We start from the raw sequence: 22,699 nt of genomic DNA, 5'->3' as shown, positions 1-22,699 counted from the left end.
TAAATTTTTTTAAAAAAAGTCTTTCATTTTTTTGAAAATGGAAGGCTATTTTTTTTTGATAAATGTAAAAAATTATCTCTTTATAAGATTTAATTATTATCGAAGACGATTATTGTAGAAATTCTATGTAATTTGCAGAATATTAATGATTGAAAGAGTCGGGATTTTTAGTTAGAATTATCTGAAAATAAGGAATTTAACGAAAGTTATAGTATTCTATTAATATTATTATACATTTAAGTAAAATATAGGTAGGGTGGGGCGTTACACATGAGGAAAAAACTACTAGAAATAAAAGGTTTGAAAACGACCTTTTTCACAGATAATGGGCAAATTCCTGCTGTAGACGATATCGATTTTTCTGTCCATGAAGGAGAAATTTTAGGGATTGTAGGAGAATCGGGAAGTGGTAAAAGTGTTACGTCGCTGTCCATCATGGGATTAATTCCATCACCACCAGGAAAAATAACAGGTGGAGAAATTTTGCTAGATGGCAGAAATATTGCTAAATGTACGGATAAACAAATGCAAAAAATACGTGGTAAAGACATTGCAATGATTTTTCAGGAGCCAATGACTTCGCTAAACCCTCTGTTTACGATTGGTGACCAGTTAAAAGAGGCGATATTAATCCATAATCCAAAATGGTCGAAAAAGGAAGCGTTTGCAAGAGCGGTTGAAATCATGAAGCTTGTGGGTCTACCACGTGCTGAGGAATTGCTAAAGGATTACCCACATCAGCTATCTGGTGGTATGCGTCAACGTGTGATGATTGCTATGGCACTTGTCTGTGATCCTCAGGTATTAATTGCGGACGAGCCTACAACTGCATTGGATGTTACGATACAAGCCCAAATTTTACAGCTTATGAAAGACTTGAATAAACGCTTGAATACAGCTGTGTTGTTAATTACACATGATCTGGGTGTTGTCGCAGAAACTTGTGAGCGAGTGATTGTTATGTATGCAGGACAAATAGTGGAAGAGGCACCGATTCATGAAATTTTCACTAATCCTAAACATCCCTATACGCAAGGACTCATTCAATCAGTACCTGATATGCGTTATAAAAAGGATAATCTATACTCCATTCCTGGGAGTGTACCGAAACCAGGAAGTATTCAGGTTGGCTGTCGTTTTGCAGCACGCTGTGAGTATGCGATGGAACGTTGTTTACAGGAAACACCACCTTTATTTGAGGCAGCTGAGAATCATAAATCGAGATGTTTTTTACTAGAGAAGCAGGAGGTGGAGCAACGTGTCGAAAGCGCTATTAAAGGTTGAGGGGTTAAAAAAGTATTTTCCGATTCGAAAGGGAGTCCTTAATTCGCATACGGGAGATGTAAAGGCAGTAGATGATGTTTCATTTGAAGTATTTGAAGGAGAAACATTAGGGATTGTTGGCGAATCAGGCTGTGGTAAATCGACAACGGGTCGCTTGTTAATGCGCTTACTAGAGCCAACTGGAGGTAAGATAGAATTCGCAGGTAAAATGATTTCAGAATTATCCAACAATGAAATGAGGAAAGCACGTAGAGATATTCAAATGATTTTTCAGGATCCCTATGCCTCGCTGAATCCACGCCATAACATCGGCAAAATATTAGAGGAGCCTCTTATTGTTCATGGGATAGGTAATGCCAAGGAGCGCAAACAGAAAGTGTTGGAGCTACTTGAGATTGTTGGATTGAATGAATATCATATCAAGCGTTATCCGCACCAATTTAGTGGAGGGCAAAGGCAGCGTATCGGCATTGCTAGAGCCTTAATGACCAATCCACGCTTAATTATTGCGGACGAGCCAGTATCTGCGCTCGATGTGTCCATCCAGGCACAGGTTTTGAATTTATTGCAAAAGCTGCAAAAAGATTTAAAGCTGACTTATATTTTTATTTCCCATGATTTAGGGGTAGTTCGCCATATCAGTAATCGTGTTGGCGTTATGTATTTAGGTAAATTAGTAGAGTTGACAGCGAGTGAGGACTTATATGCTGAACCGCTTCATCCATATACACAGGCACTTTTATCTTCGGTTCCTGTTCCAGATCCTACGTTTGAACGGGAACAGATTATTATTACAGGAGATATTCCAAGTGCATCAAACCCGCCAAGCGGTTGTACGTTCCATACGAGATGTCCATTTAAAAAGGAACAGTGCTCACAGGTAGTACCTAAAATGCAAGAAGTGAAACCGGGTCATTATGTTGCTTGCCATCTTTATGAGGCACTCCAACATTAAATGATATAAAAACTCATAGGGGGAAATTCGATGAAGAAAAAGAAGTTTTGGACTTTAGGTGTAATGCTACTCCTTATTCTCTCGACAATCTTAGCGGCTTGTGGCGGCTCAGATACTAAGGATACGGGTAGTAAAGATACTTCAACTGGTGGCGATACAGCTGGCAGTGGAGAACCAAAAATTTTAGTGTATGGTCGTGGTGGAGATTCTGTAGCACTAGACCCTGCTGTTGTTACAGACGGTGAATCCTTCACGGTAACAGCTAATATTTATGAAACATTAGTAAACTTTGGTGAACGAGATGTAACGATTCAACCAGGCTTAGCAAAATCATGGGAGGCATCAGAGGATGGTTTAACGTATACTTTCCAGCTAGAAGAAGGTGTGAAATTCCATGACGGCACAGATTTCAATGCTGAGGCTGTTGTTAAGAATATTGAACGTTGGAAATCAGGTGCGGATAAACACCCTTATTTTAGTTCACAATTTGTCGTTGGTGACAAGCAAGTAATTGAATCAGTAACTGCAGAGGGTGACTACACAGTTGTCTTTAAATTAAGCCAACCACAAGCACCATTCCTGAAAAATTTAGCAATGTCTCCATTCGCGATTGCTTCTCCAACTGCATTTGAAGCAGATGAAGAAGGTTTATCTGCAAATCCTGTAGGAACAGGTCCATTCAAGTTTGTAAGCTGGGTACGTAATGATTCAATCACAATTGAAAAAAATCCAGATTACTATATTGATGGCTATCCTAAATTAGATAAAGTGATTTATCGTTCTATTCCAGAAAACTCTGCACGTTTAAATGATTTATTAGCAGGCAATATTGATGTAGCTGATGGCTTAAGCCCATCTGATAAAGCAACAATTGAAGGCGATGCTAATTTACAGTTAATCGAGCGTCCATCTATGAACGTTGGTTATCTTGGTTTAACAGTTACTCGTCCTCCTTTTGATAATGTAAAAGTGCGTCAAGCAGTTAACTATGCAATTGATAAACAAGCATTAGTGGATGCATTTTATGAGGGGCTAGCTGAGCCAGCGAAAAACCCAATGCCACCAGTAATTTCTGGTTACAACGATGACGTTACAGGCTACACGTATGATCCTGAAAAGGCGAAAGCATTACTTGCTGAAGCAGGCTATGATGGTAAGGAAATTGAGCTTTGGGCAATGCCAGTACCACGTCCATACATGCCAGACGGTCAAAAAGTGGCAGAAGCGATTCAAAAGAATTTAGAAGATGTGGGCATTAAATCTAAAATTGTGTCATTTGAATGGGCTACGTATTTAGAGAAAGCACAAAATGGTGAAGCAGATGCGTTCCTACTTGGCTGGACAGGCGACAATGGAGATGCGGATAACTTCCTATACACATTATTAGACGCCGATAATATTGGCTCTAATAACTATACATTCTATGATAATCCTAAATTACACGAAATTTTTGTTAAAGCTCAAACTGAAATTGATGAGGACAAGCGTAATGAACTTTATAAGCAAGCTCAAGTAATTATTTCTGAGGATGCTCCATGGGTTCCACTTGCTCACTCAACACCAATTTTAGCTGCTAACGTGAAAGTGACGAATTATATTGCGCATCCTACTGGCTCTGACCGTTTAGATGCAGTAGATATTCAATAGTAAATCTCATCATTTTTAATTGAACAAAGAAATGTGAAGAATCTGCTTGCTTTTCTGCGGGTAAGCCGTGGAAATCTCGCAGATTCTTTTCAAGTAACGATAATGATTATTTCCTGTATGAAAGAACTCAACTAAACATTCAAAACCGTTTAGTGAAGGCTCAACCTTTCAACAGTATATAAAGACTTCAAAGTAGATTATGAAAATCATAGAGAGGTGATGAAAATGCTTCACTATATGGGGAGACGTTTACTTCAACTAATCCCAGTTTTGCTTGGAATGACTTTTATCGTCTTTATGTTGATACGAGCAATTCCTGGAAATCCAGCACAAGTTATTTTAGGACAACAGGCGACAAAAGAGGCGGTCGAGGCGTTAAACGCAAGTTTAGGATTAGATAAGCCGTGGTATACACAATATTTTAGTTACTTAGCAGGTATTTTTCAGGGAGATTTAGGGGTTTCCCTACGTACGAAACTACCTGTATCAGAAGAAATTTTTCCATACTTAGCAGCAACGGCCGAACTTGCACTATTTGCGATGATTATTGCGATCGTTATTGGTGTGAATGCCGGGATTATTTCTGCATGGTTCCAAAATTCTTGGTTTGATTATACAGCGATGATTATAGCATTAATCGGTGTTTCTGTACCTGTGTTCTGGCTTGGCTTAATGGAGCAGTGGACATTTAGTAGTAAGCTTGGTTGGCTGCCTACCTCTGGTCGAGAAGATGTGCGAAATCCAATAACCGCCATAACCCATTTTTATTTACTAGATACGCTCATTCAAGGTCGCTTTGATCAATTCGTCGAAGTCATAAAGCGATTAATATTACCAGGAGTAGCACTTGCAACGATTCCGATGGCTATCATCGCAAGAATCACAAGGTCTTCAATGCTGGAAGTTATGCGCTCAGATTATGTACGAACTGCAAGGGCAAAAGGCCAAAAAATGTTTATTGTTGTTTATAAGCATGCATTAAAGAATGCGGTTATTCCTGTGTTAACGGTAATTGGTCTACAAACAGGATTACTGCTAGGTGGAGCCATTTTAACAGAGACGATTTTTAGTTGGCCAGGAATTGGTCGTTATATTTATGATGCGATTGGCTTCAGGGATTATCCCGTTATTCAATCAGGTATTCTAATCGTTGCATTTATTTTCATCATGATTAACCTAATCGTGGATTTACTGTACACAGTAGTCGATCCACGTATTAAATACAAATAGAAGGGAGTTGCAATGATGACTGGAGCAATCGATATAAAAAAAGAAGCAGCACCAGTTCGAGAAAAGGCAGTAGGTCCATGGCTCGAAGGTTGGCGTAGCTTTAAGAAGAGCAAAGTTTCCCTCGTAGGAGCAGGAATTGTTATATTTTTTATTTTACTGGCTGTCATTGGTCCATACATTGCACCACAGGGCATCAATGAACAAAATTTAACAAAGCGTTTACTGGCACCATCCGCTGATCATTGGTTTGGAACGGATGATTTTGGACGGGATATCTTTTCGAGAATCATTCATGGTGCAAGGATTTCGTTATGGGTAGGCTTTTTCTCAGTTATTTTATCCGTCATAATTGGCAGTTTACTTGGCATCATTGCAGGCTATTATGGAAAATGGATTGATACGATTATTTCGCGTATTTTTGATATTATGCTAGCTTTCCCTAGTATGCTACTAGCGATTGCAGTAGTGTCAGTGTTGGGTCCATCTTTACAAAATGCATTAATCGCCATTGCCATTATTAACGTACCGAATTTTGGGCGCTTAATCCGCTCTAAAGTTTTAAGCGTCAAGGAAGAGGAATATATTGTAGCAGCAAAAGCAATTGGCATGCGTGATGCACGAATTCTTTTTTCTCATATTTTGCCAAATTCCATAACTCCAATAATTGTGCAGGGGACACTAGCGATTGCGACAGCTATTATTGAAGCTGCGGCATTAGGTTTCCTAGGATTAGGAGCACAAGCACCAGCACCAGAATGGGGAAAAATGCTGGCGGATGCACGGAAGTTTTTATTAAATGCTCCGTGGACGATGATTTTCCCTGGTCTAGCTATTATGTTAACCGTTCTAGGCTTTAATCTAATGGGTGATGGACTACGCGATGCACTTGATCCAAAAATGAAAAGTTAGTAAATAGGAACAATAGCCTTCTACAAGTTAGAAGGTTTTTTCAGCTGTTTTGGCGAAACGTACAAATGGATATAAAAGGAACATTTTTAACGCAAAAACGTTCTAAGACATATAGAATGTATGAACGGCTTTCAAAAATAAGTAAAACACCTTTTCGGAGCCATTAATTGAATTTTTTGTCACGTTATTTTAGACTTAATTTAAGTAGAAATCTTTTAGCTTAGTAGATTATTGCTTACCATAAAATCTTTCGTTTGAAATACATATTTGAGGAGGGTGTTAGAGTTGGGGATAAATTTACAAAAAGGACAAAGAGTTGATTTAACAAAAGGTAACGCAGGTTTAAATAAAATTAAAGTAGGTTTAGGGTGGGACCCTGTAAGTCAAGAGAAAAGTGGCGGCTTTTTAGGAGGTTTATTTTCCAGTAGAAATAGTGGCAGTGGCAGAAGTATCGACTGTGATGCTTCGGTATTAATGTTACAGGATGATAAGGTTGTAGCGGGTGACGATGTTGTTTATTTCGGGAAATTAACAAGTAGCTGTGGTTCTGTTCGACACTCAGGTGATAATTTAACAGGTGATGGCGATGGTGATGATGAGGTAATTACAATTGAGCTATCATCTGTACCTACGCAATATAACAAGCTTGTGTTTGTTGTAAACATTTATGATGCGGCAGGTCGCAATCAACACTTCGGCATGATTCATAATGCATATATTCGTGTGTATGATGACAGGACAGGAAGTGAACTAATTCGCTATAATTTAACTGATAATTATTCGAATTTAACGACTTTAGTATGTGGAGAAATTTACCGTCATAGTAATGAATGGAAGTTTGCTGCGGTTGGTACGGGAACAAATGACATAAAGCTTGGCGACGTTGTTCGAAGATATCAATAAATAATTGACTAAATAGGAGGAATAAAAATTATGGGCATTTCACTACAAAAAGGTCAAAAGGTAGATTTAACAAAAACAAATCCAGGATTAACAAATGTTGTGGTAGGTTTAGGCTGGGATACAAATAAATATGATGGTGGTCATGATTTTGACTTAGACTCATCTGTATTTTTACTTGCTGATACAGGCAAAGTAGCAGATCAAAATGATTTTATTTTTTATAACAATACTACAGGTGGTAATGGCTCAGTTGAGCATTCAGGCGATAATTTAACGGGTGTAGGCGAAGGTGACGATGAAGTGGTGAAAGTGGCATTAACTCAAGTACCTGCACATGTTCAGCGACTAGCCTTCACTGTAACAATCCATGATGCAGAGTCTCGCAGTCAGAACTTTGGCATGGTGTCTAATGCCTATATTCGTATTATGAATGCTGCTTCCAACGAAGAAATTATTCGCTATGATTTAGGTGAGGATTTCAGTATTGAAACAGCTATTGTTGTAGGGGAATTATACCGTCATAACGGGGAATGGAAATTTAATGCGATTGGCGCTGGCTACCAAGGTGGTTTAGCTGCTCTATGTAATGATTATGGCTTAAGTGTAAACTAAAATTTCATCTTTGAACAGAAAGGGAGATTTTGAATGGCTATACAATTAAGTAAAGGGCAACGTATCGATTTAACCAAGCAAGATCCAGGCTTAAATAGCATTGGCATTGGGTTAGGCTGGGATGTAAAGCAATTTGATGGTGGACAAGACTTTGACCTGGATGCATCTGTATTTTTACTAGATGCTTCAGGAAAATGTCGTAATGAACAGGACTTTATCTTCTATAATAATTTAGCGAGCCCAGACCAATCTGTTGTCCATACGGGTGATAATCGTACAGGTGCAGGAGATGGGGATGATGAAAAAATTCTTGTCAACTTAAAGCAAGTATCACCTCAAATTGAAAAAATTGTCGTGACGGTAACGATTTACGATGCAGAGGGGCGTCGTCAAAACTTTGGACAAGTCTTAAATGCCTATGTTCGATTGACGAACGAAGAGTCGGGATCAGAGGTATTGCGTTACGATTTAGGAGAAGACTTCAGTATTGAAACAGCCGTAGTATTTTGTGAACTGTACCGTCATAATGGTGAGTGGAAATTTGCTGCAGTAGGCTCAGGTTACCAGGGTGGTCTAGCTGCATTAATCAATGCATATGGACTACAGTAACTAGTAGGATATAGGTACATGACGGAGGATTTTGTGTGGATGTAATAAACGAGATATTAAATACATATGCACAGTTTTTTAACTGGCAGATGTGGGGACAGGTTTTAACAGATCCAGTATCATGGGGCCTTATTTTTTCGTTGATTATTATGGAGGGCCTATTGTCTGCAGACAATGCGCTAGTTTTAGCGGTGCTTGTTAAGCATTTACCGCAACGTCAGCGAAGAAAAGCATTAATGTATGGGATGTTTGGGGCTTATTTTTTCCGATTTCTCTTCATCGGTATTGGTGTATATCTCGTAAAATTCTCTATTGTTAAAGTAATTGGAGCGACTTATTTAATGTGGTTAGTCATACTGCACTTTAAAAATAAAAGCACTGATGAAGGAGAAGCACACGAGTTTAAAAAGACGGGTTGGATGGTTCGTGTCTTTGGTACTTTTTGGGCGACTGTTATTTCAGTTGAATTAATGGATATTGCCTTTTCAGTAGACTCTATTTTGGCGGCATTTGCGATCTCAGATCAAGTATGGGTTCTATTATTAGGAGGCATTTTAGGCATTATCATGATGCGTACCATCGCTGGTGTATTCCTATCATTAATCGAACGAGTACCAGAGCTTGAAACGACTGCCTATATTTTAATAGCCATTATTGCACTGAAAATGTTTGCTAGTATTTTTGGCTACCATCTTTCACATGAAATCTTCTTTATTATTTTAATTGCTGCATTCTTATTAACATTTGTTGTTCACAAGTTGAATAAGAAAACAGCAGTGTAAACAAGGCACTGTATTGGTCTGTGTGGAACAGGCTGATACAGTGCTTTTTTCACAAAAGGCATAGTTATTGGGGAGAGGATTAGATGCAACACTTTGCAACAGAAGCAGATACGATATTTTATAAGAAGCCACAGCCATTTACTAAGTGGGAATCGCCAGATATTTTGTCGTATGCCCTAGGTGCGACTTTGTATATGCCCGCTTCCATGCCTACGATTGTGAGTTTGATCCGGTCACAAAAATATAAGGAACTCACATCACTCGTCATTGATTTGGAGGATGCAGTAGGAGATTCAGAGTTAGTAGATTGTGAAGCTAAGTTGATCGAGGATATTAGTGAATTATATGCACTCTATCAGCAAAAACAGCTATTGCTTCAGGAGCTCCCATTACTTTTTATTCGAGTACGACATGTTGAGCAATTTCAAAAGTTAACGACTGCTTTAGGGAAAAAGCAGGAAATATTAACAGGCTATGTCTTTCCGAAGTTTACTGCAGAACAGGGTGCACGGTATTTTGAGTTGCTTGAACAAACCATTTTAGAAAATGATTTGATTTTATATGGTATGCCGATTTTAGAGAGTCGTGAGGTACTATATAAGGAATCTCGTATGGAAGCATTATTAGGCATTAAAGAAGTTCTACATCATTACAGAGCCCGTGTATTAAATGTACGAATTGGTGCCACGGATTTCTGTGGTATTTACGGAATTCGTCGCCGTATGGACTCCACCATTTATGATATTAGTGTGATTCGAGATTGTATCGCAGATATTGTCAATGTCTTAGGTCGTGAGGAAGATGGGTTTATTATATCGGGGCCTGTGTGGGAGTATTTTAATAATCAGCGTGTATTAAAGCCCACATTAAGAGTGACGCCATTTAGTGAGAAAGGTGCTCTCGATGCAAGGAAAGCGTTGTTAGATGATTGTTTAGATGGATTAATGAAAGAAGTTTTAATGGATAAACAAAATGGCATAGTGGGAAAAACAATTATTCATCCGAGCCATATTCGTGTTGTGCATGCCCTCTATGCCATTTCGTATGAGGAATATCTAGATGCGCTAAGTATTATAGAAAATAATGATGGACGTAAAGGTGTTATGAAAAGTCACTATGCCAATAAGATGAATGAAATCAAGCCACATATGAGATGGGCACAGCGAATATTAAAACAGGCTCATGTCTATGGTGTTTATCATGAATCTGTCGATTTTGCCTCACTTTTATTACAGTCTGAAATAGGTGGTAGTGTGTATGCAACAACAAATGAGTAAATTAAGCATTTTACCGAATTATTCAATTGATATTGAAATGACCTACAATCCGCATAATTTTGCGCTAACCGATCTGTTTAGAATGGCAGCTCGGATTAATAAAAAGAGACAATTTTTGTTTGTAAGTACGGTTCTAGGCAAACATTTGGCTGTGCGTCCGCAAATCCCCTTACTGACAGGAACTCTTTTAGCTATGCTGTATCAGCAGCAACTTACTGGACAAAAGGAGATGGCTTTGTCAGCTGTCGTAAAAGCTTTAAAAGACAGAGCAAATTTGGATGAAGTACAAAAATCCGTAGAAGGAACCATAGAGTTAACGGAAGAGACATTGTTTATTGGGTTTGCTGAGACGGCTACAGCACTTGGTCATGCAGTATTTAATGCCTTCCATTCGAATGCTATGTATATCCACACAACAAGGGAAGTGCTTCCTGACTTTGAACCGTTTATTACGTTCGAGGAGGAACATTCACATGCGACAAGCCATAGAATTTATACGGAGGAGCCAGAATTTTTACTGCAAGCTAAGCGCATTGTGTTAATAGATGATGAAATTACTACTGGAAATACGGTCATTAATATTATTGAGACATTAAGACAGAAGTTTCCTTTAGTGAAACAATATGCGGTACTATCTATTTTAGATTGGCGTTCTGAGCAGCAGCAATCAATCTTTAAGCAATTAGAAGTACAATGGGATATCTCTATCGAATTCATCTCCATTATGTGCGGGAATTTTAGCTGTTCAGGTATTCCAAGCTTAACAAGCATGCAGCCAAATTTACGAACACAGGCTGCAGAGGACATGGCACTATGGCCAATTCAAGTGCCTGTTGATCGAAAATTCTATCGATCTGTCGCTGAGAATGGTTTAGTAAATAATCAGTCTTATCTAGTAGCGACAGGGAGGTTTTTGCTCACGTCAAACCAGCATGTTGCACAAAAGAAATCGTTACAAGCTATCGCTAAGCAATTACAAGAGCTAAGAACAAATGGTCCAGCGCTTGTTATTGGCACGGGTGAGTTCATGTATGTTCCTATGCAAATTGCCTCTTATTTAGGAAATGATGTTTATTTTCAATCAACTACTCGAAGTCCAATCTATTGTACTGACGATTTAGGATATACGATTACCGAAAAAATAGCCTTTGAGAGTCCAGAGAATAACGGGGTTACTAATTATTTATATAATCTACAAAGCCTGTCCTACACGGAACTTTTCTTCATTGTGGAACGTATAGCAAGTAAAGAGGTAGTTGCTCGTGTGGTAAAGGCATTACAAGAAGCCACTAACGCAAAAGTATACGTGATTTGTATGGATGAATTGGAGGTAGAACGATGATATCGACTTTGCAGCCAGATAAAATGGGGAGTTATGCACCAGAGGACGTTATTTTTTTATTGCGTGATATTGGAAGTGCATTTCTTGAAATGGATAATGAAAAACGTGAACAGCTCATTCAATCAGGCATCCATTATTCTGAAATGCTGCCAGTGGAGAAACAACCATCCAATACCTACATGAATCTTTTTTATAAAGCGCTAGATGCTCATGCAGAAAGAATAGCAATCGCCGTTGGAGTGGTAGCAGAACAAATCATTGAGACTAGAGGGTTAGAAAATTTAATAATTGTGAGTTTAGCTCGTGCAGGTACACCTATTGGCATTTTAATCAAACGGTATATATCCATGCGTTATCGTGTGAATGTCCCACATTACTCCATTTCTATACTGCGTGGTCGCGGGTTTGATGAAACGGCGATTCGTTATATTTTGACTCAGCACCCTCTAGGATGTCTTCAATTTATTGATGGTTGGACAGGAAAAGGGGCAATTACCAATGAATTAATCCAATCCTGCCAAAAGTTTAATTTACAATATCAAAAACAGTTAAGTGCTGATTTAGCTGTTTTGGCTGATCCGGGACATTGTGCTGCTATTTATGGAACTCGTGAGGATTTTTTAATACCATCTGCTTGTTTAAATTCGACTGTATCTGGATTGGTGAGTAGAACGGTGTTAAATTTGCAGTTTATGGATGCGAACGACTTTCATGGTGCAAAATACTATAAAGAATTAGAGGCCGTAGATGTCTCAAAGCTGTACATAGAACGTATCGTCACATGTTTTGAACAAGTGCAAAGTACAATTGTGCAACAAATTCAAGAGCAAGACACCTCCCCGATTACTTGGGAGGGTATGAAATCCGTGCAAACAATTCAACGAGATTTTGGTATTGATAATATTCATTTCATTAAGCCAGGTGTTGGTGAAACAACAAGAGTTTTGCTGCGAAGGATACCTTGGAAGATTTTAATTAATCCACAGTACATGCATGAATTGAAACATATTTTATTACTAGCGCAGGAAAAAAATGTATTGGTTGAAGAATATTCAAATATGTCCTATGCATGTTGTGGTTTAATCAAAGAATTATAGAGGAGAATATGATGATACTATTTACATCTGATTTAGATCGAACACTTATTTATTCTAAACGCATGATGGAGATGTTTCCGCCCGCTACAGAGACAATGGTCGTTGAACACAAGGCTGAAAAAGCAATGAGTATGATGACACAGGCAACAGCACCCCTATTGCAACAGGTACACCAACAAACATTATTTGTACCTGTTACGACAAGAGCATTGCATCAATATAAGAGAATCCATTTTATTCATGATTTATGCCCTGCTTTTGCAATTACAAGCAATGGGGGTACAATAGTAGAAAAGGGTCAGCCATATGAAAAATGGACGCAAACATTGTCTAGACGTATTGAAGATTCTTCGATCCCTCGTAAGGATATGCTAAAGCTATTTGATAGGGTTAAATCTGATACATGGCTACAACGCTCTTTGTATATAGATGATCTTTTTTACGTACATCATGTGGATATTGAAATTTTACCGTCCGATGAATTACAAGCAATGATTCAAGAGTTCGATGTTCATGGTTGGTATGTGCTTCTACAAGGTAAAAAATTATATTTTATGCCTAAGGTACTGACAAAGGAAGCGGCCATAGAATATATAAAAGAGTTCTGTACATATGATGTGCATATCGCAGCAGGTGATTCTATTATGGATTATGGAATGCTTGCAATGGCTGATTTAGCTTATACACCAAATCATGGAGATTTAAAGGATAAACAGCCAAAAGTTTTACAAAATACAACTTACTCGCCTCACAATGGTGAAGCATTTACAAAAGACCTATTGGAAACGGTTTTACAAATGGCTTCACAACAAACGGTCGTATAGATGTTCAAATATTTTTCGTTGTCATTAGGTAGAGGCGTTCAATGACAAATGAATGCTTCAGCATAGGCTGAGGATGATTTTTAGGAGGTGCGTTTGTATGCAAACAATCACAATTAAATCAGTGTTGGAGCGTCATCCTGATGATTGGCTACAGGCGTTTCAAGATTCACCAAAGGATCGTGCATTTTATGAAATAACAGAGCAACAAGTGAGCTTTAGTAGAATTGCTGTTCGTGTATTAGGCGTACCAATCGAAGAAGATGATTATTTCAATTCATTATTTACATTGTCACAAAACGCTAACATCCATATTTTAAGTGAGGAATTAAATAAACATATTGAACCAAAAGACTTTCAAGCAATACAAACGATCCTTTCGCAGCATCAACAAACACCACAAGGACTATCTATTAATCGTTTAGTGGCAATGATGTATGGCTATCAATTAATTCCTAAGCATGATGACAGTGTAATGAATCGCCATTTACAGTTAGCAACCATTAAAGTAGTAGAGCTCTTTCAAAAACAGCAATCGTTAGGTTTACTAGCAAATGACTTTCGCCGTTTTTTAATTGATATGGTGAAATGGCTAAAAAACCATTGGATTCTATGGACAAAATCCATGAAACCAACAGATGATTTTCCTAAAGTTGTTTGGTACGGGGAAGCAACTCTTAGTCAGCGCTATTTTTTATTACTATTAATGGAGCTTGGCTGTGATGTATTGATTTTTCATCCAGCTAAAATAGATGAATTGGCAGAGATAGATCCTAATGATACATTCTCCATCACTTATGCATATACCAATCAAACAACTTTACAGCCATTCCCTGATAAGTTGCGTGACCGGCAGGCAACGGTCGGATATCGTTCTAGTCAGCATTTTGAACAATTAATGCATGATCAGCAATCAGGTGTTTATAAGCCTTGGCAGTTTAAAGATTTTATGCCGCGTTCCTTAACATTACGGATGACATATGATGATATTTTTATTTATGCAAAAGAGAAAGCTTTGGTTCGACCACAGTTTGAAGTGGTTGGGGATGAGATTGCCATTCCAGTCATATTTGCAAAAATTAGTGGGGTTTCGAGCCAACGTGAAGAATACTGGCATTATATGCATCAGTTATTAGCAAATCCGCAAACTGTTTTTGTCCAGAAATTCCCTTATGCAGCAACGAGCAGAGCCAATTTCCACTTTCACTATAAGCATTGCCTAGTGAATGGAGAGCTGTCAGTAGAGCGTATTATGCAAAGTGATTGGTGGCAATATGGTGAGTTAACATTGGAGCTACAGCGTGCGATTGCCCACACGATAAAAAATTCCTGTGAGCAGCCCATGCTGAAACAACAACCAAATGAGACCTTATATGATTTACAGTTATTTTTATTTAAACAAATGACGATGATTCCACAGGAGATTCTACGATTACTACAAAGCTTTGATTATTCCCAAGAGGTACCGAAGCTGGTATTATACCAAGCACCTCAACAACCAGCATTATCACGTGAGGATATGGCGTTATTGGCCTTTTTAAATCGATTTGGTATGGATATTGTTTTTTACAATCCGACAGGTCAACTAGATTTAGAAAAGCATTTGCAAGAGGATAGTTATGATGTACACCGATTAGAACATATGCTATTTGACTTGCACTATGAAGAACCAAAGCAGCAAAAAAAAGCACCCGACAAAATCATAAAAAAACTCTTTAATCGTTTTTTCTGATGATAGGAAGGAGGCGACACGAATGTCAAATAACTCGTTGACGCTGGAGCAGCTGACACTGGAAACAGCAGAAGCCGTCAAAGAACAGCTACGGGACCATGCAGAGGTACAGCAAATTGCCAATCAAATCAATATAAAAAATCAGGTAGATCTATTGGCATTGGGAAAAGAGCCAGCAACAAAATTAGCTACATTTGCCGATCAAATTTTAGCTATCATCACCCAGTCAACAACTTTCGAATCAAATGAATTATTTAAGCAGCTTGAAGCACTTATGCAGACATTCGACAAACAAGATTTTGCTGAACAAAAGGGCTTTTTTAAAAAGCTATTTGCACGTAAGACTAAAAATGATGGCGATCTATTTACGAAATACAATGGACTGGGTAGAGATATTGAGAAAATCCATTATCAATTTGTGCTGATGGAAGAGGAATTAGCAAAGGATAATCGAGTACTTGCACGCTTATATCAAGAAGACCTAATGTACTACCTTGAACTAGAAAAGTATATCGTAGCAACTGATATGAAACTACATGAGGTCCAAACAACATTGATTCCGATGTATGAAAAACAGAGCGACGCAGGTAATCAGCTGGCGAAAATGGAGCTAAATCGTTTGCAAGCAATTGCAGAGTTCCTCCAGCAAAAAATAGATGAGTTAGATAAATCGCGTATGGTGGCGATTATAACAGCCCCTCAAATCGAGATGCTACGAAATGGCAATCGTGAATTGATTGAACAGATTAATGGTGCTTTTGTTAAGACCATCCCTGTTTTTAAAATGGGGTTAATAAATGCAGTGAATGACAGGCGTCAACAATTACAAAGTCAATCTGCATCAGCGTTTGAAAACCGTATGAAGCAATTTGGAGGAGCCAGCAATGAAGCAGTGCAACTAAGTACTGCCATGGCTCAACAATCAAGCACAACGCAGACTCTTGAAGAAATGTGGGATACTATTGTTTCAGGTATTGCCAATTATCAGCAATTACGTGATGAGCAAACGGTCAAACGCCAGCAAGCTGAGCAACAACTGTTAACATTGCGTCATTAGCTTCTATTCCTCTAAGTAGATCACTACTTGGAGGTTTTTTTGTATAGAAAAAGCAACAGAGTGATCTTCATTCAATGGGTGTTCAAAAGCCCCCCTGAATCAAGGTAATCTGTTGCCATAAAATGCTAGCTAAATGAATTCTTCTTCAAATTCTACATTGATTTCATGTCCATGATAGCTTTGGTAGGACACGATGAGTGTATCTAGATGTTCTAGGTTTTCCTCATAATCTAAAATACGCGATAAAATATAGAGTAGGTGATAGCTAGAAAACTCCGTATCGCCCTCTTCACGAGCAAAGTTGACTTGTTTAATGAAAATTTCCATTAATTCATTACGTTGGACATAGTCGATGCTTTTACTCCACTCGGAATGCTCAGGTTTTAATTTCCCTGTATATTTTAACAGCAATTGTTCGTGGTACGTTAGCAAGGAATCCAGTCTCTCCTGAATCATTAAGTGAAATTGTGTAGGGAGCTGAGCTAATTCGTTTTCGTGATTATGCAAACGCTGTAGCAATTCCAAGCTTTTCTTGGAAGTTAAAATCATTTGTCGATAGACTACTAGTTTGCGTGCTTTCACATATTTTTTATTTTTAAAGTAATTACGCTCTTCCTTATATAAATCATACAGCGTATCCACTCGTAACATACGGTTCTTAAACTTACTTAATGCTGTCTTTGTGGATGTATGCTCAGAAGCTTGACGTACAGCCAGTCGTGTCCAACGAATAATATCATCTTGTAAAATATAAATTTTGCGAAATAGTTTTATCTCATATTTTGGTGGTAAGAACACAAGGTTAACAACAAATGCTGCTAATACCCCAACTAATATCGTAACAAAGCGTATCAAACCAAACGTTAAAAAGTCATCCCCTTGAAATTCCATAATAGCTACGACTGATACCAACGCTAGCGAAAGTGATTTTTCAAGTTTAAACTTCAACATTAAACCAATAGCTATTATGACGGCTATACCAATGGCAACAACATGATGACCAAAAAGTAAGCCGAAAATGACGGCAATTGTCGCACCTATAATATTCGCTTGTACTTGCTCTACAATGGTTTGATAAGAACGATAAATAGAAGGCTGAATAGCAAAAATGGCTGCAATTCCAGCAAAAACAGGTGAAGGCAGTTTTAACAACTCTGCTATAAATAATGCAAATACGATAGCTACACCAGTTTTAAATACACGGGCACCTAATTTCATAAAGATGTCCTTTCTGTCTAATATTTTTTAGCTTCTTTACATTATAGAAGGAAGTGCTCATAAAATACATAGATTTGCACGGATGAATAATAAAAAGGCGACTTCTACTAGCAAGTCGCCTTTTTATTGTCATGATTACAATTGTGAAAACGCAGTATCTACTGCTTTAATTGTTTCCTGAATGTCTGCTTCTGTATGCTCAGTTGTTAAGAACCATGCTTCATATTTAGAAGGAGCTAGATTAATGCCTTGTTCAAGCATAAGTTTAAAGAAGCGTCCGAATATTTCACCGTCAGAGTTTTCAGCTTGCTCATAGTTTTCTACTTTCACGTCTGTAAAGTAAATAGTCAGCGCCCCTTTGAGACGATTTAACGTGATGGTTACGTCATGTTTTTTAGCAGCAGCTAAAATGCCTTCTTCTAAAATTCCACCCAGTCTATCCATTTCCTCGTAAATGCCTGGTGTTTGTAGCACTTCTAGGCAGGCAATACCCGCTTGCATAGATGCGGGATTTCCAGCCATCGTACCTGCTTGGTAGGCTGGACCGAGTGGGGCAACAGTATCCATAATCTCTTTACGTCCGCCATATGCACCGATTGGTAAACCACCACCAATAACTTTACCAAGTGCAGTTAAATCAGGTGTGAGGCCAAGTAAATTTTGAGCGCCACCATAGTGGAAGCGGAAGGCCGTGATGACTTCATCGTAAATCGTTAAGGCCCCTTTTTCTTTTGCAGTAGCGTGTACTAATTCAAGGAAGCCAGGATGCGGTTCAACAATACCAAAGTTTCCTACAATTGGCTCGATTAAAATAGCTGCAATCTCTTCGCCCCATTTATTCATGGCTTCTGTAAAGGCTTCAGGATTATTAAAAGGTACAGTAATAACTTCTTCAGCAGTCGAAGTTGTCACACCTGCTGAGTCTGGTGTTCCTAATGTTGCTGGACCTGATCCTGCAGCTACTAATACTAAATCGAAGTGACCGTGGTAGCAACCAGCAAATTTCATGATTTTTGTACGCCCTGTATAGGCACGTGCCACACGAATCGTTGTCATAACAGCCTCTGTACCAGAGTTGTTAAAACGCACTTTATCCATTGAAGGAATGGCTTCCTTTAACATTTTTGCGAAAGTAACTTCATATTCAGTCGGCGTCCCAAATAATGTACCATTTTCAGCTGCATGCGTTATGGCCTTTGCAATATGAGGATGGCCATGACCAGTAACAATTGGTCCATATGCTGCTAGATAGTCGATATAACGATTGCCGTCTACATCCCAAAAATAAGCGCCTTTTCCTCGAGCCATAGCTACAGGAGAACCGCCACCTACTGCTTTATATGAACGAGAAGGGCTGTTTACACCACCAACAATATGCTGTAATGCCTCTGCATGTATTGCTTCAGATTTTGCATGATTCATAGAATTGCCTCCTAACTTTTTATACGTAATCTATTGTAGACCTATCGCTGTAAGAAATCCAAAGAAATTAAGAGATATGACTTGATTTGTTACTTAGAGTAAAATAGAACCTACAGAGGAGGAGATTGTATGACTTTACTAGAAGGACAAAAGGCGCCGGATTTTTCTCTAATGAATGAAAAGGGCGAGATGGTGCATTTAGCTGATTTTAAAGGAAAGAATGTTATTTTATACTTTTATCCAAAGGATATGACACCAGGCTGCACGACAGAGGCATGTGATTTTCGCGATAAATTTGAGGACTTCAGTCATTTAAATGCTGTTGTTCTTGGTGTTAGCCCAGATAATGCAAACAAACATACAAAATTTATTGATAAGCATGGTTTACCATTTTCATTATTAGTTGATGAGGATCATGCAATTGCTGAAGCATATGATGTATGGGTTTTAAAGAAAATGTATGGACGTGAATATATGGGCATAGAGCGTTCAACGTTTTTAATTGATACGGAGGGTAAGCTTGTAAAAGCTTGGCGTAAAGTTCGAGTAAAAAATCATATTGAAGAAGTTTACACATATTTAGCAGAACAGGAGGCAGCACAATGAGAATCTATTTTACATTTGAACCTAGACCAGATTTAAGAGAGCCATTATTAGCAGAATTTCCACAGGTTGAATTTATCTTCGAAAAGGGCTTATCAAATGAAGAGCTTCAACAAGCGGATGTATTAGTTACATATGGTGAAGATTTAACAGAAGAAAGTATTCAATATGCGACCAAGTTAAAATGGATTTTCGTTGCATCGGCGGGTATAGAAAAAATGCCAGCTCAGGCTATTATCGAACGTGGGATTCTAGTCTCAAATGTTCGTGGCATTCATAAAACACCTATGGCTGAGTCGATGCTCGCCCATATTTTAGCGATTAAACGAGCTTTGCCTTGGGTGTATGAGCAGCAAAAGAAAGGTGAATGGTCGAAAAAAGCGCAGCAAACGGAATTACGAGATAGTACGGCACTTATTTTGGGACCAGGTGCCATTGGTTCGGAAGTTGGGCGTTTATTGCAAGCTTTTGGCGTGAAGACGATTGGCTGTAACCGCTCGGGAAAAGAAGCGGCTTATATGGATACGATGATTAGCTTTGCCCATTTAAAAGAAGCGCTACCTAATGCGGATATTGTTATTTCTGTGCTACCAAAAACAAAAGAAACGACCCATTTATTAAAAGAAGCGCATTTTGCCGCAATGAAAAATAGTGCGATTTTCATGAATTTTGGTCGAGGTAATTTAGTTGATGAAAAGGTGCTCATTCAAGCGATTGAAACAAAGCAAATAGGACACGCAGTTTTAGATGTATTTGAAGAGGAACCTCTGTCATCTGACAATCCATTATGGACATTACCAAATGTCATAGTATCACCTCATGTATCAAGTCATTCTTCTCGTTATGTTGAGCGCAGCTTAGAAATTTTCAAGCCAAGCCTAATAAAATGGCTAAAGGGTGACACTGATTTAGAAAATGTTATGGATTTATCAAGAGGATATTAAGGAATAACCATTGATTTATTGAGAATAAGCAATGTGTGATTGTTGACGAAGTAGTACGAATTGGATACACTATTTATAACAATTATAAATTAATAATACTTATGGAAGAGGTGCATGACGATGTCTGCAACGCATTTACAAGATGCACTGGACACGTTGAAAACAACTGGTGTACGTATTACTCCTCAGCGTCATGCTATTTTGGAATATCTAATTCAATCAATGGCACATCCTACTGCCGATGAAATTTATAAAGCACTTGAGGGCAAGTTCCCTAATATGAGTGTAGCGACTGTTTATAACAACCTGCGTGTATTTCGTGAAGTAGGTCTTGTGAAAGAGCTAACTTACGGGGATGCTTCAAGTCGCTTTGATTTCGTGACAAACGATCATTACCATATGATTTGTGAATGCTGTGGTAAGATCGTCGATTTCCATTATCCTGGACTCGACGAAATAGAGCATTTTGCATCACAGGTAACAGGCTTTGATGTGCATTCGCATCGTTTAGAGATATACGGCACTTGTCCATCATGTAAAGCAGCTACTGCAAAAGTACAATAAAAATCCTAGCTCTTAAAAAAGGGCTAGGATTTTTTTGTTTTACTATTATAGGATTGATCAAACTCTTTACCTTCTAGAGTAGGATCAAGTGTTAATGGCTCATTGCAGTACATGCACATATCTACTCGGCCTAAAACCTTTGTATGTTTATGGCAATTAGGACACTCAACTTGAACAGCTCTTGTTGATAGTAATCCGATCCAAGCATATACAACTGTACTACCGATAATACAAAGAACACCTAAAGACATGAAAATTAAAACTAATATCGGGCTATTTTTAAAGAAAATGCCTCCGTACATGACAATAAAACCAAAAAAGATTAGTGCTAATGCGAATGAACGTATTTTATTAATTTTACTTTTATAAGGTTTCATATTTCATCTTGCCTCCCAATCTAAAATCTACTATAACATATAAGGGCAAAGTATTTTAGCTTTGAACTGAATGAAAGAAGGAATACTTTTAGAGTATGTCGAATTTTTAACGGAACAAAAGAACCTATATGAATAAAGGGGGGCTGAACATGGAGCAAGTACTGCGTCCAATATATCAAGAACGTGCGAGTCAGTCGAATACATTAGGCGTAATTTTAGTGGAAAAGCGTGAAGAACAAAGTAACGTTACAGATACATTTGATACAGTTTTACTCATTATCGTAAAAGAAGCAGAGCAACCAGTCTTTTCAAAACATTACTTATATGAAGGAAATAAAATCGCTCTACATACTGTTACGGAGAAATTAATTCGCAAATGGTTACTCATCGGTTCAAATAGGAAGGTCGTCGATTGGATATTCTTCGGTAGAGTACTATTTGATCGGAATGAGTTTCTGCATAAATTAAAAATAGAATTGCAGGAATTTCCGTATAGCGGCCGTAAAATTAAAACAGGTATTCAATTTTCAAAGTTAATTCGGCGCTATTTGGAAGGGAAAGAATACTTCGATAAAGGAAGTTACTTAGATGCTTATAATCACGTTGTTGATTCTCTACATCATCTAGGCCGTTTATCTATTATCGATAGTGGCCTGTATCCTGAAGTAACTGTTTGGGCACAAGTGAAAAAAATTGAGCCGGCTATCTATAAGCTGTATGAAGAGCTAGTGACAAGTAATGAACCAATAGAAAAGCGCTTAGAATTGTTGTTTTTAGCAAGTGAGTTTTTAATTCACTCTCGTACACGAGATGGAGCACAGCATATATTAGAAGTTATGCAAACAAAAGAAATGTGGACCATTCAAGAACTGCATGACCATCATGAGCTCGTAAATTACTCAGTAGATCTAGAAGTGTTTGTTGAGTATTTAGTGGATAAAGGCTATATTCAAATAGAACCAATTGCTGCGAAAAATGATAGAATATTTCACCGTCATTACAAGGTAAATAAAGATGCTCTAGAAATGGGGTAATGACTGTAGTATGCTTGTAATCGAGGTATTTAAAAATACCTCGATATTTTTTTTAGAAAAGTAGTTGACGGATGGTATTTTAGTATTGTATTATATTAATTGTCGCTAAGACATAACGAACAACTCAGAAAGAAACACAAAAAACTTTTTAAAAAAGTTGTTGACATGTTTTGAATGAGATGTTAATATAAAGGAGTCGCTGAAAAACGACTTAAACAATGAACCTTGAAAACTGAACAAGCAAAACGTAATCAATAAAGTTTTAAGTAGCTAGCTTCGG

Annotated in this window: 22 protein-coding genes; 19 read left to right on the top strand and 3 right to left on the bottom strand. The window is 38.0% G+C overall.

What is annotated here, in order from left to right:
- Nucleotides 1-270: 270 nt before the first annotated feature.
- The 15 genes from ACEVFT_RS05470 (at nt 271) to ACEVFT_RS05400 (ending at nt 16,257) form a co-directional block, all read left to right on the top strand.
- A complete protein-coding gene (locus ACEVFT_RS05470; RefSeq protein WP_205445606.1) occupies nt 271-1,284 on the top strand; it encodes an ABC transporter ATP-binding protein in 1,014 nt (337 codons plus the stop codon).
- Complete coding sequence (locus tag ACEVFT_RS05465) at nt 1,259-2,239, top strand: ABC transporter ATP-binding protein (RefSeq protein WP_205445605.1); 981 nt, start codon at nt 1,259-1,261, stop codon at nt 2,237-2,239. Before ACEVFT_RS05470 ends, ACEVFT_RS05465 begins: the two co-directional genes overlap by 26 nt.
- 30 nt (nt 2,240-2,269) lie before the next feature.
- The gene (locus ACEVFT_RS05460; protein ID WP_205445604.1) at nt 2,270-3,886 is read left to right on the top strand and encodes an ABC transporter substrate-binding protein; all 1,617 of its coding nucleotides are present in this window, start codon (nt 2,270-2,272) and stop codon (nt 3,884-3,886) included.
- Between the two features lie 225 nt (nt 3,887-4,111).
- On the top strand, nt 4,112-5,116 hold the full coding sequence (locus ACEVFT_RS05455; RefSeq protein WP_205445602.1) for an ABC transporter permease: 1,005 nt from the start codon (nt 4,112-4,114) through the stop codon (nt 5,114-5,116).
- Nucleotides 5,117-5,128: 12 nt separating this feature from the next.
- Nucleotides 5,129-6,025, top strand: a complete 897-nt coding sequence (gene nikC / locus ACEVFT_RS05450) for a nickel transporter permease (RefSeq protein ID WP_205445601.1) — start codon at nt 5,129-5,131, stop codon at nt 6,023-6,025.
- Between the two features lie 285 nt (nt 6,026-6,310).
- Complete coding sequence (locus ACEVFT_RS05445) at nt 6,311-6,928, top strand: TerD family protein (protein WP_205445599.1); 618 nt, start codon at nt 6,311-6,313, stop codon at nt 6,926-6,928.
- 30 nt (nt 6,929-6,958) lie between these two features.
- Nucleotides 6,959-7,540, top strand: a complete 582-nt coding sequence (locus ACEVFT_RS05440; protein ID WP_048394760.1) for a TerD family protein — start codon at nt 6,959-6,961, stop codon at nt 7,538-7,540.
- A gap of 33 nt (nt 7,541-7,573) precedes the next feature.
- The gene (locus tag ACEVFT_RS05435; RefSeq protein ID WP_393948607.1) at nt 7,574-8,149 is read left to right on the top strand and encodes a TerD family protein; all 576 of its coding nucleotides are present in this window, start codon (nt 7,574-7,576) and stop codon (nt 8,147-8,149) included.
- A 35-nt stretch (nt 8,150-8,184) separates the two neighbouring features.
- Entirely contained in the window at nt 8,185-8,931 is a 747-nt protein-coding gene (locus ACEVFT_RS05430; RefSeq protein WP_393948605.1) for a TerC family protein, read from the top strand.
- 83 nt (nt 8,932-9,014) lie between these two features.
- Complete coding sequence (locus ACEVFT_RS05425) at nt 9,015-10,208, top strand: HpcH/HpaI aldolase/citrate lyase family protein (RefSeq protein WP_205445598.1); 1,194 nt, start codon at nt 9,015-9,017, stop codon at nt 10,206-10,208.
- On the top strand, nt 10,189-11,550 hold the full coding sequence (locus ACEVFT_RS05420; protein WP_393948603.1) for a phosphoribosyltransferase family protein: 1,362 nt from the start codon (nt 10,189-10,191) through the stop codon (nt 11,548-11,550). Before ACEVFT_RS05425 ends, ACEVFT_RS05420 begins: the two co-directional genes overlap by 20 nt.
- Nucleotides 11,547-12,647, top strand: coding sequence for a cysteine protease StiP family protein (locus ACEVFT_RS05415; RefSeq protein WP_393948600.1), 1,101 nt, complete (start codon nt 11,547-11,549; stop codon nt 12,645-12,647). Before ACEVFT_RS05420 ends, ACEVFT_RS05415 begins: the two co-directional genes overlap by 4 nt.
- A gap of 11 nt (nt 12,648-12,658) precedes the next feature.
- Nucleotides 12,659-13,471, top strand: a complete 813-nt coding sequence (locus ACEVFT_RS05410) for an HAD family hydrolase (RefSeq protein ID WP_393948597.1) — start codon at nt 12,659-12,661, stop codon at nt 13,469-13,471.
- Nucleotides 13,472-13,568: 97 nt separating this feature from the next.
- Nucleotides 13,569-15,200 carry a YceG family protein gene (locus ACEVFT_RS05405; protein ID WP_393948595.1) on the top strand — a complete coding sequence of 544 codons (1,632 nt, stop codon included), beginning with the start codon at nt 13,569-13,571 and terminating at the stop codon, nt 15,198-15,200.
- 22 nt (nt 15,201-15,222) lie between these two features.
- Nucleotides 15,223-16,257: a toxic anion resistance protein gene (locus ACEVFT_RS05400; RefSeq protein WP_393948593.1), complete on the top strand. Its 1,035-nt coding sequence runs from the start codon at nt 15,223-15,225 to the stop codon at nt 16,255-16,257.
- Nucleotides 16,258-16,386: 129 nt separating this feature from the next.
- On the opposite strand, the gene ACEVFT_RS05395 is transcribed toward ACEVFT_RS05400, so the two are convergent.
- Nucleotides 16,387-17,475: an FUSC family protein gene (locus ACEVFT_RS05395; protein WP_205445590.1), complete on the bottom strand. Its 1,089-nt coding sequence runs from the start codon at nt 17,473-17,475 to the stop codon at nt 16,387-16,389.
- 135 nt (nt 17,476-17,610) lie between these two features.
- Nucleotides 17,611-18,897 (bottom strand): glutamate-1-semialdehyde 2,1-aminomutase, encoded by a 1,287-nt coding sequence (locus tag ACEVFT_RS05390; protein ID WP_205445588.1) that lies wholly within the window; start codon nt 18,895-18,897, stop codon nt 17,611-17,613.
- A 129-nt stretch (nt 18,898-19,026) separates the two neighbouring features.
- On the opposite strand from ACEVFT_RS05390, the gene bcp reads away from it, so the two are divergent.
- The 3 genes from bcp to perR all read left to right on the top strand — a co-directional run bounded on the left by bcp (nt 19,027) and on the right by perR (nt 21,008).
- The gene (bcp, locus tag ACEVFT_RS05385) at nt 19,027-19,503 is read left to right on the top strand and encodes a thioredoxin-dependent thiol peroxidase (RefSeq protein WP_205445586.1); all 477 of its coding nucleotides are present in this window, start codon (nt 19,027-19,029) and stop codon (nt 19,501-19,503) included.
- Nucleotides 19,500-20,444 carry a D-2-hydroxyacid dehydrogenase gene (locus tag ACEVFT_RS05380; RefSeq protein WP_205445584.1) on the top strand — a complete coding sequence of 315 codons (945 nt, stop codon included), beginning with the start codon at nt 19,500-19,502 and terminating at the stop codon, nt 20,442-20,444. Before bcp ends, ACEVFT_RS05380 begins: the two co-directional genes overlap by 4 nt.
- A gap of 120 nt (nt 20,445-20,564) precedes the next feature.
- Nucleotides 20,565-21,008: a Fur family transcriptional regulator gene (gene perR / locus ACEVFT_RS05375; protein ID WP_205445582.1), complete on the top strand. Its 444-nt coding sequence runs from the start codon at nt 20,565-20,567 to the stop codon at nt 21,006-21,008.
- A 23-nt stretch (nt 21,009-21,031) separates the two neighbouring features.
- Here the strand turns inward: perR and ACEVFT_RS05370 are convergent, their stop codons facing one another.
- The gene (locus ACEVFT_RS05370) at nt 21,032-21,385 is read right to left on the bottom strand and encodes a YgzB family protein (RefSeq protein WP_205445581.1); all 354 of its coding nucleotides are present in this window, start codon (nt 21,383-21,385) and stop codon (nt 21,032-21,034) included.
- A 149-nt stretch (nt 21,386-21,534) separates the two neighbouring features.
- Between ACEVFT_RS05370 and ACEVFT_RS05365 the strand changes: the two genes are divergently transcribed.
- Nucleotides 21,535-22,419, top strand: a complete 885-nt coding sequence (locus tag ACEVFT_RS05365) for a nucleotidyltransferase-like protein (RefSeq protein WP_205445579.1) — start codon at nt 21,535-21,537, stop codon at nt 22,417-22,419.
- The last annotated feature ends 280 nt before the right edge of the window (nt 22,420-22,699 follow it).

The sequence above is a fragment of the Lysinibacillus sp. PWR01 genome, from assembly GCF_043359455.1.
GTDB classification, from domain to species: Bacteria; Bacillota; Bacilli; order Bacillales_A; family Planococcaceae; genus Lysinibacillus; species Lysinibacillus fusiformis_F.
This window is presented reverse-complemented; position numbering and strand designations above follow the sequence as displayed.